Genomic DNA, 16,764 nt, shown 5'->3' with positions numbered 1-16,764 from the left:
GTTGAGAAGGAGGACAGCGATGGACCCGAAGCAACCAATCATCTCGCGCGATCTGGCCGATCTGATGCGGCCGGGCGTCATGGTGGAGATCGACCCGGCTGAGGTCGAGCAGCTGGGACTGGTTGAGGAAACGGCACTCGATGAGGCGAATGCCTGGGAGTCCAATGCGGACGTGGAGAATACCAACGAGGCCACCAATGGCTGGTGATTATGCCCAGACGGTTGCCGCCTCGATCGTCAAGCAGTTGGAGGATGGCACCGCACCCTGGGTGAAGCCGTGGGAGCCCAGCGGCCTCCGGTTCATTCCCTACAACGCGATCACCGGCAAGGATTACCAGGGCGGCAACGCAATCTGGCTGATGGCAGTGGCCGAGATGAAGGGCTACAGCGATCCGCGCTGGACCACCTACAAGCAGGCGCAGAGCCTCGATGCCCAGGTGATGAAGGGCGAAAAGGGCACGCTGATCCAGTATTTCAAGAAGTTTGACCGGGTGCCGGTGAAGGACGAGCAGGGACGGCCGGTGAAGGATGCCGAAGGCAATCAGGTTTACCGCAGCGTCGAGCTGGAACGGCCGCGGGTGTTTTCGGCCGTTGTGTTCAATGCCGAACAGATCGCCGGCATGCCGAAGATCGAGGCCCGGCCCGCCCTGGCGGAATGGGAACGGCACGCGGCGGCCGAGCACATCATGAGCAATTCCGGGGTGCCGATCATCTACCGGCCGGGCGACCGGGCCTTTTACACCCTGGCGCAAGATCGGGTCACGATGCCCGAGCGCGACCAATTCAAGGCGGCGGATCGGTTTTACAGCACGGCGCTGCATGAGCTGGGGCATAATGCCGTAATCCGAATTATGCCGCGCGCCGTCGAGAAGGCACGGCTGGCAGCATGATCGTGCTGCGTCCATTCGGCATAATCTTCGTCGCTCCGACAACATGGAGCACGAAGATCATGTCTGAAAATCTGGAAACCTGCGTCGATCCGTACCTGGCCTCGTTCGGTGAAAGCTTCGCCGTGGCCAATTACAAAGCGGCCACCATCAAGAGTTACCGGTCGATCATCAGGAAGCTCGGGCAAGTGATGGACGCGGAAGGGATCGAGCCTTCCGCTTTGACGCTCAATCAGGCCGAACGACTGGGACGGATGGTGCCGCGAAAGCATGGCCAGACCGTCTGCCCGCATAATCTTGCGCGCCGGTTCGCCGGGCATCTGATCGATATCGGCGTGGCGCAGCCGGTGCCGCTGACCGAAGCGCGGATCGCGCGTGCCGCATTGTTGGCTAACTTCGAGACCTATCTCGTTAAGCAACGGGGCCTCAGCCAGCGTACGATCTACCACACGCTGCGCTTCGCCGACCGGTTCCTTGACCATCGCTTCGGCGAGACGATGGTCGATCCGGGCCGCTTGCGTCCCGCCGATGCAATCGGCTTCATCGAGCATGTGCTGGCGGGCGCACGTCGCGACAAGACGATTGCGACCCATGTTCGCATCTTCCTTCAGTATCTGTTCGGATGCGGGGCTACGGCGACCAATCTGGCGCTGAGCGTGCCGAAGACGGCCAGGCGTTGGGGCGCGAGACTGCCGCGCCACCTGTCGCCCAATGGCGTCGAGGCCGTGCTCGCGTCTGTCCGCGACAATCAACGGCACGGTGCGCGGGACTATGCGATGCTGCTGCTCATGGCCCGGCTCGGCCTGCGCGCGGCCGAGGTCATCGCGATCCAGCTCGACGATATCGACTGGCGTGCGGGCGAACTGCTGGTGCGCGGCAAGGGCAAGCTGCACGACCGCCTGCCGATCACCGTGGAGGTCGGCGACGCGTTGAGCCGCTATCTTCGTGAGGAACGAGGGCCGGCGACCTGCCGCACGATGTTCGTCACCCATCGCGCGCCGCATCGACCGTTCAAGGACGGGCAGATCGTCAACGCCATCCTCAAGGATGCCTTGAAGGCGACCGGCCAGAAGCCGGTGACGCCTTATGTGGGATCGCACCTGCTGCGTCATAGCCTTGCGACCCGGCTGGTGAACACGGGCGCATCGCTCGACGAGGTCGGCGATGTGTTGCGGCACCGCTCGCGTTCGTCGACGATGATATATGCGCGGCTCGACATCGACGGGCTGCGGTCGATCGCCCAGCCCTGGCCGGCGGCGGGAGGCGCGCAATGAGCCTCACCATCCAGCTCGACCGCTATCTGAACGTCCGGCGCAGCCTCGGCTACGATCTTGGTACCTCTGAGCGCATCCTTCGCCGCTTCACCCGGTTCGCCGATCGCGAAGGCGCCGCTTACATCGATACGGCGCTGTTCCTTCGCTGGCACGCCACGTTGGCTGAGGCCTGCACCTCGACCCGAGCGGCAAGGCTCAGCGTCGTGCGCCTGTTCGCGCAATGGCTGAGCAGCTTCGATCCGGCGCATGAAGTGCCGCCGCGAGGCCTGCTGCCGGGTTCCGTCCAGCGGTCGCGTCCGCATATCTACAGCGAGACCGAGATCGGATCGATCATCGTGGCGGCGAAGGAGTTGCCATCCATCTACGGTCTGCGTGGGCTGACCTGCTCGACGCTGTTCGGGCTTATCGCAGTCACCGGGCTCAGGATCAGCGAGGCACTGGCCCTCGATCGTGACGACCTCGACGCCGAGCATGGCGTGCTGCGCGTCAGACAAGGTAAGCTCGGCAAAGAGCGGTTGCTGCCGCTCGACCCGAGCGTCGTCACGCAGCTGATCGACTATCTTGCCGAACGCGATCGGCTGATCGGCCATCCGGCCAAGCCGCTGTTCGTCACCGACAAGGCCACACGCCTCACCGACTGTGCTGCCCGATACAACTTCGCGCGGGCCTGCCAGCAGATCGGACTCCGGACCCATCAGCCATACTGCAAGCATGGCCGGGGACCGCGCATCCACGATCTTCGCCACAGCTTCGCGGTGAAGACGATGATCGACTGGTACCGCACCGGCAAAGACCCGGCGCGCGAGATGATCCGGTTGACGACCTATCTGGGCCATAGCGATCCCTCCAACACATACTGGTATCTGGAAGCGGTTCCGGAGCTGCTCGATCTGGCGATGGCGCGAGCGACCGCCGATGGCCGGGAGGCAGTCCAATGAGCGCCGCCGCCTTGCCCGCGCTGATCCAGCGCTTCTTCACAGATCGACTGTGCGTCCAGATGGAAGCGAGCCGAAATACGGTCGCGGGTTATCGCGACACGTTCCGGCTGCTGTTGCGGTATGCGAGTGCCCGACACGTCAAGCCGCCGGTCAAGCTGACGATCGAAGACATCGACGCTGATCTGATCGCCGACTTCCTCGTCCACACCGAGACGGCGCGGGGCAACAGCGCGCGCAGCCGCAACACCCGGCTCGCCGCGATCCGATCGTTCTTCCGCTACGTCGCGATGAGCGATCCGACCTGGCTGCTGCAATGCCAACGCATCCTCGCCATGCCGAACAAGCGCTATGTGAAGCGGACGGTGACGTTCCTCGATAGCGACGAGATCGCGGCGTTGCTGGCAGCGCCGGACCGCACGACATGGGCGGGACGGCGGGACCACGCGCTGCTGCTGCTCGCGGTGCAGACCGGTCTCCGGGCTTCCGAACTGGTCGGCCTTCAGTGTGGCGACGTTGTGCTCGAGAGCGGTGCGCACATCCGCTGCATGGGCAAGGGTCGGAAGGAACGCGCCACACCGCTTCGGCGCGAGACGGTCAAACTTCTGGCGGCGTGGATCGGCGACGACAAGAACAAGAGCAAACCGCTGTTCCCGTCGATCCGGGGCGAACGGCTCAGCCGCGATGCCCTTGAACATCTGGTCCGCAAGCATTGCCTGACGGCATCGCTCACGTGCCCGAGCATCGGCTCCAAGCGGGTCACGCCGCATACGCTTCGCCACAGCACTGCGATGGACCTGCTCCACCACGGCGTCGATCCAGCGGTGATCGCGCTCTGGCTTGGTCACGAGAACGTCGAGACCACCCAGATCTATATCCACGCAGACATGCGGCTGAAGGAAAAAGCGCTCGCTCGCGTCGCCGCCCCAGACACCCCGTCGAGCCGGTTCCGGCCCGACGACCAACTCCTCGCGTTCCTGGAAGGGCTCTGATTATGCCGAACAGCCGCATGGCCAATGCCGGGCAAACCGACCTCCAGCGGAGGTCATGCGGCATAATCCGAATCACGGCATTATGCCCCTTATGCCGATATCGGCATAACGGCCACGCCACAGGGCATCCCTCGCGGCTGAACCGGCCGGACCTTGGCACTCCGTTCGGATCGGAAGCCTATGCGCGGGAGGAGCTAAGGGCGGAGATCGCCTCGCTGATGATCGCGGACAAGCTGGGGGTCGGACATGATCCGGGCCAGCATGCGGCCTATGTCGGAAGCTGGATCAAAGCCTTGCAGCAAGACGCGCGAGAGATCTTCCGGGCGGCTGCCGATGCCGAGAAGATTTCCGGGTATTTGATGGCGCTGCGAGCCGAGCAGAAGGCAGGGCAGGCCGCAGGGCGGTCTGATGACGCCCAGGCGGGCGACCAGGCGCGCGGCTATTGGCAACGCGCGGCCGAGAGTGGTGCTGAAATCCGGCGGGCGGAACGAGCCGAGCAGCCCGAGCAGGAGCGGCAGACACGACGTGCAACGGCGGGGCGGTAAATCATGAGGCTCTGCCAACTAAGGTATCTGGGCTGCGCGGTGTAGCCGAGAAGCGTCTCGGCAAGATTTGCGTTTCGATTGCGCCTGAACCTGACTTTGACAGATTAGCGGTTCTGATAGCCGCGACGGCGTTTGGTGCGAGCCAGATGGCGGAGTGCATCGATGGCGGTGCCGAGGTCGGGCAGGGGGTCAAACCGGGAGCGTGCGGAACGTCCGATCCGCCCCCAGGTTCGTGCGAGGCCTACGGCGCCGAACAGGTCTGTAACGATCTCGATATGATAGCCGGGATTATTCACGAGCGCATTTCCTCTGATTTTTCTCAGGCGGTCTGTTCAACCTGACGTCGTGCGGGCGTGATGGCTTACCGGCCGAACTTGGCTGGTTTTGGTGGGCTCTATGATGTGTTGGCGTTGGATGTGGCAGAGATCGGGACCGGACGGGGCAAACGCCCCTGTGATCAGATGACCAGCCTGGGCAGTCTGGCCAGGGCATAGCCGAGGATCGCCTGGTCTGGCATTGAGCGCGGCAGATGCAGACGGATCGAGCGTTTCAGGGTTTCGAGGCGGACGGCGAGTTTGATCAGGCGCAGGCGCAGGGTATCGAACTGGATACCACGCCAGCGCGACCGGCGCGGCATCAGGGAGCGCAAACTCCACATCAGCCAGTAGGCGCCGATATGCAGAAACAGGCGCATCTGGTTGGCGCTGGCCCGCGAGCACGAGGTCCGGTCGGCGGCAAGATGGGTCTTCCACGCCTTGATATGGTTCTCGGCCTGGCCACGCGCGCAGTAGATCTCTTGATACAGGGTGCGCGGGGAACCTGCCTTCAGGCTGGTAACGATGAAGCGGGTATCGACCCCCATCGGCCCGGCCTCGACGCGGGCGATGATCCGCTCGACGCGGTCCCAGCTTGCTGCGCCATCATTGAACTCTTTGAACCGCCGGATTTTCTCTCCCGGAGCTTGTTGCGCGCGCGCCGTGGTGCTGGCCTCCAGCGCGATGACGTGCTTGCGCAGCGTCGTGGTCGGTGCGACGCCGAAGATGTAATCGAGGCGACGCGCCCGACAGAACCGCAGCACCTCCGGCGTGCAGTAGTGCGAATCACCGCGCAGCATGATCGCGGTGCGGGGCCAGTGGCTGCGGATGGCGTCGATCAGCCGGCGCAACCATTTGACGATCTGGCTACCTTTTGGCCGGCACGCCGGACGCAGCACCGCGGCGAGCATCCGGCCGTCGCCGTCGAATACCACAATCGGCTGGAAACCGTACTCATCGTGGTGTGCGTTGAACAAGCAGAGTTGCTGCGCGCCGTGAGCGGCATCGAAGGTATCGTCGATATCGAGCACGACCCGGTTGGGTATGGTGCGGAAACTCGCACAATAATGCTCGACCATCGCCAGGCCCATGCGCAGCAGCGCGCGAGGACCGGGCAAATTCTCGGTGCGTGAAATCGTCGCTTGCGAGCACAGATCGCCCGCCTCGGGCAGACGCTCCATCGCGAGTTTGAACATCGGGTCGTTGCGCAACCGGTCGGCGTCGTTGCCATCCTCGTAACCGGCCGCGATCATCAACATGCGAAACCGAATGATCTCGTCGAGCCCATGCTGGACGCGCTCCGGCGTGCGCGGATCATCGATGCAGGCTGCCAACTGCGCGGCAATCCCCAGCCGCTTCTCGACCTCGCGCAATGCCAGCAGACCGCCGTCAGAGGACAGCATCTCGCCGTCGAAGCGGGCCTCGATCGATTTGCCGGCGACAGGTGACAGACCAGGGAGAATTGGGGTATTTGCAACCGAGGCGAGCATCGCGTTCCGTCGTGGTGAAGATTTGTCTCGACAACAAATTCTTACATCGAATCAATGGACTACGCTATGCTCGCCAACCTTCATGCATAATTCCGGATAGTACCGCTTTTCGTTATGTTCGGGGCGGATCCGGGTGAGGCTGACCTGCTCTGGGAACAGAGCCAACTGCACCGGTTCGAGCCACGCGTCAGAAGCGGAATATTGCGGATGGCTCGGTTGGAGCGAGGCATGTTGATAGATCTGACTCGCGCTGGTTGTCTCGATATTTGGCGGAGAGGAGGTCATAGCTAACTAAGTGTAACAAGGAGATTGTGCCCCTGCCAGCTAAATCGGGAGGCTCAAGACTGGAGCGTAGTGGCGGTGTGGTCGATAGGTGTGGCGAGTAAGCCGAGGCGCTCGGCCCTGATGAGCAAGTGCCTGACCGAAGATGGATGCCAGCGTGTGCCACCCCGAGGGGTGCGCTCACGCATGGCCTCGAGCTGAGTGGCGATCTGCTGCAGGGTATGGCCAGGTGCCGCCGTCTTGATGCCAGCAACCAGGCGTACCAGTCGGTCATCACTCCGCTGTGGAGGAGCACGACCCAGTAGGGTGCGGTCAGCCAAACCTTCTGCAACGAGCCGATGAACGGTGCGGCGCAGTCGCTCGACGGTCCAGATTCTGCCGGAAGCGTGATGTGCTGGTGTGGCCTGGCCGCGGTTGAGAACCCGGACAACATCCCCCCAGGGCTGGTCGGGCCGCATCCTGCGGACGGTCGGTAGCCAGGCGTCGACCTGGGCGAGCACTGTGTTGAGATACCCTGCATCGCGACTCTTTTTGATCTTGCGGATGGCTTCCGGGTCACGCGCGCGCAGGCCCGGATTGCCGCCGATACGTCCGCGGCTGCGGGCAGCAAGCAGGCCGGCCCTAGTGCGCTCGGCGATGAGTGCCCGCTCGAGCTGCGCGACGGCGCCGAGCACCTGCAGGGAAAACATGCCTTGCGGTGTTGTGGTATCGATCGGATCGCGCAGGCTCCTGAAATGCGCCCCTGCGGTTTCCAGCTGCTCGATGACGGCAAGCAAGTGGCTGACAGAGCGGGCGAGACGATCAAGCCGCACCACCACCAGAGTTTCTCCGGGGCGGATTTCCTTCAGCAGGCGCATTAATACCGGCCGGCCGCGATCAGCGCCGGAGGCGTGCTCTTCGTGGATAATGGTGCATCCGGCGGCGCGCAGCTCATCGAGTTGCGGATCGGCACCTTGGGTATCGGTTGACACGCGGGCGTAGCCGATCAGCCGGCCTGTCGCGGGGACATTTCGACGCTTTGGCGGCTTCACGGCGGTCACACTCCTGTCGGATGCTATTTTTACAATTGAATATGAGATCGATAAACGGTCGTTTGTAAAGGTTGCCAGATCGCCGGCCAGCAGATGGCAACAACCACAGGCCGATCCCTCCCAATCAGCCAGAACAGGTTGCGGCTGGATGCAAAGCTGGCCTGGCGAGGATTGCGGGCCCAAAGCGCCGTGGCAGACGCCTCAGCGCCGCTATTTCAAACACCCGGAACCACGGAATCTCGGGGGCGCGTTGGGCTGGTCATCGGATAAGCGGCGAGCCGGGCGGTGATGGCGACGCCTGGCACATGAAAAAAAATGGTTATCAAGTTCTATGATCAAATTTTTCGGTAAAAACGCTCTATATAATTGATTTAAAGCCATAAAAAAATCGCCACAAACGAGATGAGGAAAGGTGCGAAGAAATGGATATCTTCGATAGGCCGGAGCTCACTGAACCGCCCCGACGGCTATTCGCCGCCCTGGAACGGGCCTCGGCGAGCTTCGCCCGGCTGGACCAAGCCCTGACAATGCACCCTTTGAGCAGTGCGTTCCTTTTCCGGTTCCGGCTCGACGCCGTGCGCCGGCAGGCCGGGGCAGATGGTCAGCTAATCGAACCATGGCATCTCGCAGCGCTGCTGGAAGGTGTGCGGTTGCGGATGGACCCCTATCTCAGGAGACCATCAGGAAGTGTGGGGTGATCAGGCCGCGGCGGGGTGAGTTGCGCCATTTCCGTTGTCGTTAGCGAGCCCTGGGTACCAGCGCTCGAACAGAGGCCGTAGGGTGCCGTCGAGCGTTCGGGTCCGAGCCTGCAGAAGCAGGTGGGCACCGCGCTTGGTCCATTGCATCTGCTGACGCTTGGCGAAGCGCTTGCTGATGACGGCATTGACTGTGCTCTCGGCCAAGCTGGAGGAGATGCGCTCGCCCGAACGGAACCGCTCGCCATAGTTGATCAGGCTGCCGGCGTTGCTGGCGATATAGCCAGCGAACTCATGTGCGGCGCGTTTGAACTTGGGGTCGTCGCACGATTTGTCAGAAACTGCACGGTAAGCGCCATTTCGTATGGCGCTTACCTTTCGACCCGATTTTGAAAGAGGGTTATGAAAAGGAAAAAACCAGATTTCGCCGTGTTCGGCATTTTCATGCACAAACGGGCGTTTTTGAAAGCCCCTGATTTTGTTAGCTTTTCCCTTAACGTGCAATTTTGAACCAATCGTGCGGCGACCCCAATTCGCGGCGGATGGTAGGGGTAATGCCGCGTTTCTGACGGGAGATGGATCTTTCTGCCCTCGGGCCTGAAGTAACGAAACGCCCTAGGCTGTAGCATAAGCGGACAAAGTGGGAACGTTGACTGGTTGGGATCGAGGTTTTCTGTGGGTTTGAGCGGAGAGCGCGGTTCTGAGGCCGGGATCGCGCGATGACGGAAAACACATGTTTTCCGTCGGTGGTCCGAGACCCGCCGAAAAATCCCGGATTTCCTGCCGAATCATGTACGGAAAACACCGTCGGAATGGTATGGTATACGGAAACCGTCTCGAAGGGGATTTCCGTACATGCTGATCGGCTACATGCGCGTCTCGACCGACAATGACCGACAGGTGCTCGACCTGCAACGCGATGCCCTGCTCGGTGCCGGGGTCGATGAGCGGCATCTGTTCGAGGATCGTGCCGGGGGCAGCCGGCGCGATCGGCCGGGTCTCGCTGCGGCACTGGCCTATCTGAAATCCGGCGATTGCCTTGTGGTCTGGAAGCTGGACCGGCTCGGCCGGTCGCTGCCGCATCTTCTGGAGACGGTGAACAGCCTCAGGGCTCGTGGCGTTGGCTTCCGGTCGCTGACCGAGCAGATGGACACCACGACGCCGCAGGGGGAATTCCTGTTTCATGTTTTTGGCGCTCTGGCGCAGTTCGAGCGTTCGCTGATCCAGGAGCGTGTGCAGGCAGGTCTGGCGGCCGCCCGTCGGCGCGGCAGGCGTGGTGGCCGACCGGTGGCGATCGATGCCGAGAAGCTGGCGGCGGTGATCGCGGCGCTGGACGCTGGTGCCACGAAAGCGTCGGTCTGCCGCACTTTCGGCATTTCGCGGAGTACGCTGGTCGACTCTCTGGCACGGATCGGCTGGTCTCCTATCCTCAACAGGCAGGAGGGAGGGACCAGTGGGTCATCGACGGATATTGACCGGGGAACAGATCGCACAGCTGTTCGACCCGCCGACTGATCGACGCGGCATAATTCGTCACTACACGCTGTCTGTTACTGATCTTGCAATGATCCGGCGCGGTCGGGGCGATCACCATCGTCTCGGTCTGGCTCTCATGCTCTGTTACCTGCGGTATCCCGGCCGGCCGCTCCATGCCGGCGAGATACCCGATCCTGCCCTGGTCTCGTTCGTCGCCACACAGATCGACGTCTTGCCGGATTCCCTCGGTGCTTATCTGAGGGTGGATCAAAATCGACGCCGGCATTCAGCGGCTTTGCAGGATCGCCTCGGGTTGCGGCCATGGGGGCCGCGCGTGGCGGCAGACCTTGCCGACTGGCTGCTGGCGCATGCACTGGAAACCGACCGGCTGGTCGATCTGGCGGCTTTGGTGCTGGAAGAGTGCCGCGGTCGCGGGGTTCTTCTACCTCGCCCGGCGCAGCTCGAGCGGCTCTGCATCGAGGTTCGATACCGCGCGCGCCGGGAAATCGAGCGTCTGCTGACCGAGGGTCTGTCCGCCGATCAGCGGCGTCGGCTGGATGCGTTGACGGAGCGGCGTCTGGACACCAGCCAGAGCTGGCTGGCCTGGCTGCGCCAGATCCCGGAATCGGCAAAGCCGGCATCCATGCTCGGGGTGATCGAGCGGTTGGAGCACATCCGGGCAATCGGCATTGATCCGGCGCGCGGTCGCCGGATCAATCAATCCCGGCTCGCCCAGCTCGTTCGCGAGGCCGGCCGGACCACGGTGCAGCATGTTGCTGGCTACGAGCGCCGGCGCCGGCATGCCGTGCTCACCGCGATCGATCTCGATCTGTCGGCCCGCCTGACGGATCAGGCGATCACTCTGTTCGAACGGCTGATCGGCGCGATGTTCCGCAAGGCGGAAGGCCGACATGCCCGGGCGTTCCAGGCCGAAGGCCGGGCGATCAACGAGAAGGTCCGGCTTTATGCGAGGATCGGCGCCGCCCTGATGGCCGCGCGCGCCGGCCAGGGCGATCCCTTCGCGGCGATTGACAAGGTGATACCCTGGGACCGGTTCTGCTCGACCGTTATGGAAGCGGAAACTCTGGTTCGTTCGGAAGATTTCGATCCCTACGAGGTGCTGAGCGAACATTATGCCGGCATTCGGCGCTGGGCGCCGGCGTTTCTGGCCACTTTCGAGTTTCAGGGTGTTCCCGCCGCGGCGTCGTTGATGCGCGCGATCGCCATGCTGCGCGCCATGAACAGCGCGGGAGCCTCGACGCTGCCCAAGTCAGCGCCGACCGCCTTTGTCCGGCCGCGCTGGGCGCGTCATGTCCTCACGGCACACGGCATCGACCGGCGTTATTACGAACTCTGCGTCCTGGCGGAATTGCGTCAGCGCCTTGCTGCCGGCGATGTCTGGGTTGCCGGCAGCCGGCAATATCGGGCCTTCGAGGAGCGGCTGATCTCCAGGGAAACATTTCAGGTCCTGCAAAAAGAGTCCAGCATTCCGGTCGCTGTCGAGACCGACTTCGAGCGCTTCATCGCGACCAGGCGGACCTGGCTGGATGCGCGGCTGGCCGAGATCGACATCCGTGCCCGGGGCGGGCTGCTTCCCGATGTGACGATCGAGAAGGGCGTGCTGAGAATCACACCGATCGAAAAATCGACTCCGCCCGAGGCCGAAGCGCTGGCAGCAAAGCTCTATGCCGCGCTGCCCCGCATCCGGATCACTGACCTGCTGACGGAAGTGGCCGGCTGGACCGGCTTCCCGGATTGCTTCACCCATCTGCGCACCGGCGAAGCCGCCGCTGACCCCCGGGTTCTGATGGCGGGGCTGCTGGCCGATGGCCTCAATCTCGGCCTGACCCGGATGGCCGAAGCTTGCAGCATCGCCAGTCTGGGCCAGCTCGCCTGGACCGCTGACTGGCACATCCGCGACGAGACCTACGCCCTGGCGCTGCGCCGCCTGGTCGAACACCAGAGCCGCGAGCCGCTCGCCGCTCTCTTCGGGTCGGGAACCGCCTCATCCTCGGACGGGCAGTTCTTCCGCGCCGGCGGTTCTGGCCGTGATGCGAGCCGGATCAATGCGCACTATGGCCCCGAACCGGGTCTGAAATTCTACACCCATCTCTCCGATCGCTACGCGCCGTTCCATACCAGGGTGATCGCCGCAACCGCCAGCGAAGCCCTGCATGTCCTCGACGGCCTGCTCGATCATCACGGCGATGCGCCGCCACGTCAGCACCGGCACCATACCGATGGCGGCGGGGTGTCGGATCATGTCTTTGCCCTGTGCGCCCTACTTGGATACGTGTTTGCGCCGAGAATTCCCGATCTGAAAGACCGGCGTCTCTACAGTTTTGCCAGACCGGCAGCCTATCCGACGCTCGCGCCGATGATCGCCGGCCGCATCAACGTCGATCTCATCCGCACCCATTGGCCCGATCTCCTGAAGATCGCCACCTCGATCCGCACCGGCACGGTGTCCGCGTCGGTGATCCTGCGGCAACTCGCCGCCTACCCACGACAGAACGCCGTCGCCGCGGCACTGCGCGAACTCGGCCGTCTCGAGCGGACGCTGTTCACCCTCGACTGGCTGGAAGATCCGGGCCTGCGCCGTGAAAGCAGTCATGAACTCAACAAGGGCGAGGCCCGCAACAGCCTGGCCCGCGCCGTCTTCATTCACCGGCTCGGCGAAATCCGTGACCGGACCTTCGAGAACCAGACACATCGAGCATCTGGCCTGAACCTCCTGGTCACCGCTATCATCCTCTGGAACACACGCTATCTCGCGCAAGCCATACAGGCCCTACGCCAGGTCGAGGATGTGCCCGGAACCCTCCTCAGGCATCTCTCGCCGATCGGCTGGGAGCATGTGAACCTGACCGGCGACTACATCTGGAGCGCCAAACAGAAATCGTCGGAAAACCATGCCGGATTGCGGCCGCTCCGGCCAATCCACGACACGACCACCCACGCAGCCTGATGTTCCCACTTTGTCCGCTTATGCTACACCGCGGAGCGTTCCGTTACTTCGGGCCCCTCGGCTTCGACGCCGTGGTCAGCGATGGCCTCGCCTATTTCGGCCACGTCAGCGATGCTGGATGCGCGCATGACGTGATCCGTACCGGCAGTGGGCCGGCCGCCGCTCGAAGTCCGACGTTCAAATGGGTCAACACGGCACTGGGCAATATCAAATCCGCCATCGTCGGCACCTACCGGGCGATCAGCAGCAAGCACGTGCCCCGATACCTTGCCGAGTTCGAATACCGCTTCAATCGCCGTTACGACCTCGCCAGCATGATCCCACGCCTCGGATGGGCCGCCGCTCACACACCGCCCATGCCATACCGGCTGCTGAAATTGGCTGAAAATGCTGGGTAAGCAGGTATTTTTCTGAAAAAAATTCATATAGATTATATCTATATCAAAATATATCCTAGACCTGATTTTGTTTTCAAGTGATTATCAGCAAATTTACCTAATTTTTGGCGGATTGATCTTATGTATATTCTAACATATGCACGATCATACTCTTGAAGATCGCCCCAGCCAGCTTGCAGGATGTCGTCATGCGTCACCAGCTTGCCGCGATGCCGCGCAAGCGCCGCCAGGATCCGGAATTCGGTCTTGGTGAAATGGATCTCGGCGCCGTCGAGGCTGACGCTGCGGGCCGCCTCGTCGATCCGCAGCCCGTCGATCTCGATCGCCTCGGTCGGCACCCCCTGCCCGGTCGCGATCAGGCGGAAGGCGTTGCGGATGCGCGCGAGCAGCTCGCCGAGGCCGAAGGGCTTCTCGACATAGTCGTTCGCTCCCGCGTCGAACGCCGCGATCTTCTGCGCCTCCTGGTCCCGCGCCGAAAGCACGATCACCGGCACATCCGAGAATTCCCGCAGCTTCACGATCACGTCCTGGCCGTCGAGATCGGGCAGGCCGAGATCGAGCAGGATCACGTCCGGCACCATCGTCGCCGCCAGCCGCAACGCCTCCGCCCCCCGCTCCGCCCGCAGCACGACATATCCCGCCGCCTCCAGCGCCGGCTTGAGGAAGCGGTGGATCTGCGGCTCGTCATCCACCACCAGCACGCGGCCGGTCTCGATCCGCTTCGCCTCGGTCATGGCACCGGCAGCTCCACGCGGATGATCGTTCCCGGCAGTCCGTCCGCCGGCAGGTCGCGCCGCGGGCTCTCGGCGGCGATCGTCCCGCCCATCGCCTCGACGAAGGCCCGCGCGATCGCCAGCCCCAGCCCCGTGCCGGGCGCCACGCGGTCGCCCCGCACCACCCGGAAGAAACTGTCGAACACATGGGGCAGATCCTCGGGCGGAATTCCCACCCCCTCATCGGCGACCGACAGCACGACGCTGTCCCCCGCGCGCCGCGCGAACACCGAGATCGCCCCGCCCTCGGGCCCGTATTTCACCGCGTTCTCCAGCAGATTGACCAGCACCTGTTCCAGCAGCGCCGGATCGGCGCGCACCGTGGCCGCGTCTTCGGGAATGTTGACCGCGGTGTGGAACGCCTCCTTCACCCGCGCCACCGCGTGTTCCACCACCGGCGCAAGATCCACCTTCTCGTGCCGGGCAACGATCTCGCCCGTCTCGATCCGCGCCATCCCGGTGATGTTGGCGAGAAACCGCGTCATCCGCCCAACATCCTCGACGATGCTGGCCAGCAGGTCGCGCCGCGTCGCTTCCGGCAGCTCGCCATCCGCTTCCGCCAGCGTCTCGGCCGCGCCGCGGATCGCGGTCAGCGGCGTGCGCAGGTCGTGCGAGAGCGAGGAGAGCAGCGCCGTGCGCAGGCGCTGCGTCGACTCATGCGCCCGCGCCTCCGCCGCGCTGGTGGCCAGCCGCAGCCGTTCGGCGGCCAGCGCGGCCTGGTCGGCGAGCGCGCTGAGCGTCTGGATCACCGGCTCGGCCGGGGGGGTCTCGGGCCGCACGCCGAGCACGCCGATCGCCCCTGCCTCGGTCGCCAGCGGCTGGAACCGCCAGGCCGATGCGGGCAGCGTCGTCGTGCCCATGCCGGTGGCCACGCGATTGCGCCAGGCGAATTCCGCCGCCGCCACCGCCGCCTCGTCGAACCCGCCGGCGCGGGGCAGCCCGTCGCCCCGTGCGAGGAGCAGCACCGCCTCGCCGGCCAGCGCCCGCGCCTCCGCTTCCACCACCGCGGCCAGCCCCGCCTCGTCCGAAACCTGCGCCAGCGCGCGGCCGAACAGCGTGATCCGCCGCAGCGCCTCGATCCGCGTGCGCGCGGTCTCCGCCTCCGCCCGCACCCGCCCTGCCAGCGAGCCGGTCAGCACGCCGACGACGAGAAACGCGAACAGCGCGGTCACATCCCGCGGGTTGGTCACCGAAAGCGTGTAGATCGGCGGGAGAAAGAAGAAATTCCACAGCACGAAGCCGGTCAGCGCCGCGAAGATGCCGACGCTGCGGCCATACAGGCTCGCCATGCCGACGACGATCGCAGTGAAAACATACCCCATCGCCTCGGCCGGCAGCACGCCGCGCAAGGCGAACCCGCCGATCGTCGTGACGATCATGATGCCGAGGCTGATACCGAAAGGCATCAGCTTCGGCGGCGGCGCGCGATGCGGCGGCGCCGGCCGGCTCGCCGCGGGATCGGGAACCACATGCAGCGCATAGGCCCGCGCGCCCCGCGCAAGCCGCGAGGCAAGGCCGCGCCGCCACCGCCACCGACCACGGCCGCGCGCGATCACGATATGCGCGACGTTCTGCCGCGCCGCCGCATCGAGCAGGGCGGCGAACACATCCGCGTTCGTCGTCGTCTCGACGGTGCCGCCAAGCTGGATCGCGAGATCGAGCGCCGGTTGCACGGCCATGCCGGTCGCCGCCCGCTCGGCATGGAAGGCGAAGAACGGCGCGCGCAGCGCCTCGGCCAGCCGGGACGCGTGCCGCACCACCTGCTCCGCCGCCTCGCCGGCCTCGACCACCGCCATCACCCGCTCCGCCGCAGGCCAGGGCCCTGCGATCGCCTGCGCGCGCATATAGGCGGCGATGTCGCGATCGACATGCTGCGCCACCCGCCGCAGCGCCATCTCGCGCAGCGCGGCGAGATTCCCCGGCCGGAAGAAGCCGCCCAGCGCCCGCCGCGCGACATCCGGCCGGTAGACCAGCCCCTGCTTCAGCCGCGTCCGCAATTCCTCCGGCGGCAGGTCGATCAGCTCGATGTCGTCGGCAAGGCCGAGCACCGTGTCGGGCAGCGTTTCCGCCACCCGGATGCCGGTAATCCGCGCCACCTGGTCGTTCAGGCTTTCGAGATGCTGGACGTTCAGCGTGGTCCAGACATTGATCCCCGCCTCCAGCAGCGCCGCGACGTCCTGCCAGCGCTTGGCATGGCGCAGGCCCGGCGCGTTGGCATGCGCAAGCTCGTCGACCAGCAGCAGCGCCGGCCGCCGCTTCAGCGCGGAATCGAGATCGAATTCCTCCAGCAGCCGGCCGCGATAGGGCACGATCCGCCGCGGCAGCACCGGCAGGTCGGCGAGCTGTTCCGCCGTTTCGGCGCGCCCGTGCGTCTCGACCAGGCCGGCGACGACATCCGTTCCCGTCTCGAAGCGCCGCCGCGCCGCGGCCAGCATTTCCCACGTCTTGCCGACCCCTGGGGCCGCGCCGAGGAAAATCTTGAGCTGCCCGCGCCCGTCACTGTTCGCGCGGGCGAGCAGCGCGTCCGGGTCGGGCCGGTTCTCTGGCGATGCGGATCCCATGCGGGATGATCACGCCATCTCCGGCAGGCGCGCAAGTCCCGGCGCCGGTCCCTGCCGCCTGACGCCTTCCGGCGCCCCGCCAGGGTGAGGTTCAACCTGAGTATCGATACTCACAAAAATGCTCAAACGTCCTGTTTCCACGC

The 16,764-nt window shown here is 64.4% G+C and carries 13 protein-coding genes and 3 pseudogenes; 10 read left to right on the top strand and 6 right to left on the bottom strand.

Annotated elements, in window-relative coordinates:
- Positions 1-19 precede the first annotated feature (19 nt).
- The 6 genes from ACRY_RS01860 to ACRY_RS01835 are packed head-to-tail and all read left to right on the top strand — an operon-like array spanning position 20 to position 4,633.
- Positions 20-208 (top strand): hypothetical protein, encoded by a 189-nt coding sequence (locus ACRY_RS01860; protein WP_043508966.1) that lies wholly within the window; start codon positions 20-22, stop codon positions 206-208.
- Complete coding sequence (locus ACRY_RS01855) at positions 198-890, top strand: ArdC family protein (protein ID WP_043508965.1); 693 nt, start codon at positions 198-200, stop codon at positions 888-890. The genes ACRY_RS01860 and ACRY_RS01855 overlap by 11 nt, the downstream gene beginning before the upstream one ends.
- Before the next feature lie 59 nt (positions 891-949).
- Positions 950-2,161, top strand: a complete 1,212-nt coding sequence (locus tag ACRY_RS01850) for a tyrosine-type recombinase/integrase (protein ID WP_011930775.1) — start codon at positions 950-952, stop codon at positions 2,159-2,161.
- Entirely contained in the window at positions 2,158-3,099 is a 942-nt protein-coding gene (locus tag ACRY_RS01845; protein WP_011930774.1) for a tyrosine-type recombinase/integrase, read from the top strand. The genes ACRY_RS01850 and ACRY_RS01845 overlap by 4 nt, the downstream gene beginning before the upstream one ends.
- Positions 3,096-4,088, top strand: coding sequence for a tyrosine-type recombinase/integrase (locus ACRY_RS01840; RefSeq protein WP_011930773.1), 993 nt, complete (start codon positions 3,096-3,098; stop codon positions 4,086-4,088). The genes ACRY_RS01845 and ACRY_RS01840 overlap by 4 nt, the downstream gene beginning before the upstream one ends.
- A gap of 2 nt (positions 4,089-4,090) precedes the next feature.
- Positions 4,091-4,633 (top strand): zincin-like metallopeptidase domain-containing protein, encoded by a 543-nt coding sequence (locus ACRY_RS01835; protein ID WP_011930772.1) that lies wholly within the window; start codon positions 4,091-4,093, stop codon positions 4,631-4,633.
- A gap of 104 nt (positions 4,634-4,737) precedes the next feature.
- On the opposite strand, the gene ACRY_RS01830 is transcribed toward ACRY_RS01835, so the two are convergent.
- From ACRY_RS01830 to ACRY_RS01820, 3 genes are all read right to left on the bottom strand, one after another.
- On the bottom strand, positions 4,738-4,929 hold the full coding sequence (locus ACRY_RS01830; RefSeq protein ID WP_225487692.1) for a WGR domain-containing protein: 192 nt from the start codon (positions 4,927-4,929) through the stop codon (positions 4,738-4,740).
- A 161-nt stretch (positions 4,930-5,090) separates the two neighbouring features.
- On the bottom strand, positions 5,091-6,437 hold the full coding sequence (locus tag ACRY_RS01825; protein WP_007424223.1) for an IS1380-like element ISAcr4 family transposase: 1,347 nt from the start codon (positions 6,435-6,437) through the stop codon (positions 5,091-5,093).
- Between the two features lie 338 nt (positions 6,438-6,775).
- Positions 6,776-7,750, bottom strand: coding sequence for a recombinase family protein (locus ACRY_RS01820; RefSeq protein ID WP_011930771.1), 975 nt, complete (start codon positions 7,748-7,750; stop codon positions 6,776-6,778).
- 422 nt (positions 7,751-8,172) lie between these two features.
- Here ACRY_RS01820 and ACRY_RS01815 point away from each other — a divergent pair.
- A pseudogene (locus tag ACRY_RS01815) lies at positions 8,173-8,421 on the top strand (hypothetical protein); the annotation flags it as partial.
- 27 nt (positions 8,422-8,448) lie between these two features.
- On the opposite strand, the pseudogene ACRY_RS18670 reads toward ACRY_RS01815, so the two are convergent.
- Positions 8,449-8,760: pseudogene (locus ACRY_RS18670) on the bottom strand (ISKra4 family transposase); the annotation flags it as partial.
- Between the two features lie 540 nt (positions 8,761-9,300).
- Between ACRY_RS18670 and ACRY_RS01810 the strand changes: the two are divergent.
- From ACRY_RS01810 to ACRY_RS01800, 3 genes and pseudogenes are all read left to right on the top strand, one after another.
- Entirely contained in the window at positions 9,301-9,960 is a 660-nt protein-coding gene (locus tag ACRY_RS01810; protein WP_011930769.1) for a recombinase family protein, read from the top strand.
- Positions 9,899-12,889 (top strand): Tn3 family transposase, encoded by a 2,991-nt coding sequence (locus tag ACRY_RS01805; RefSeq protein ID WP_011930768.1) that lies wholly within the window; start codon positions 9,899-9,901, stop codon positions 12,887-12,889. Before ACRY_RS01810 ends, ACRY_RS01805 begins: the two co-directional genes overlap by 62 nt.
- A gap of 71 nt (positions 12,890-12,960) precedes the next feature.
- A pseudogene (locus tag ACRY_RS01800) lies at positions 12,961-13,287 on the top strand (transposase); the annotation flags it as partial.
- A gap of 38 nt (positions 13,288-13,325) precedes the next feature.
- On the opposite strand, the gene ACRY_RS01795 reads toward ACRY_RS01800, so the two are convergent.
- Positions 13,326-14,021, bottom strand: coding sequence for a response regulator (locus ACRY_RS01795; protein WP_011930766.1), 696 nt, complete (start codon positions 14,019-14,021; stop codon positions 13,326-13,328).
- Complete coding sequence (locus ACRY_RS01790; RefSeq protein WP_011930765.1) at positions 14,018-16,621, bottom strand: sensor histidine kinase; 2,604 nt, start codon at positions 16,619-16,621, stop codon at positions 14,018-14,020. The genes ACRY_RS01795 and ACRY_RS01790 overlap by 4 nt, the downstream gene beginning before the upstream one ends.
- Between the last annotated feature and the right edge of the window lie 143 nt (positions 16,622-16,764).

The sequence above is a fragment of the Acidiphilium cryptum JF-5 genome, from assembly GCF_000016725.1.
Classification (GTDB): domain Bacteria; phylum Pseudomonadota; class Alphaproteobacteria; order Acetobacterales; family Acetobacteraceae; genus Acidiphilium; species Acidiphilium multivorum.
The sequence above is the reverse complement of the archived record's forward strand: the minus strand, read 5'-3'. Positions and strand labels throughout refer to the sequence as shown.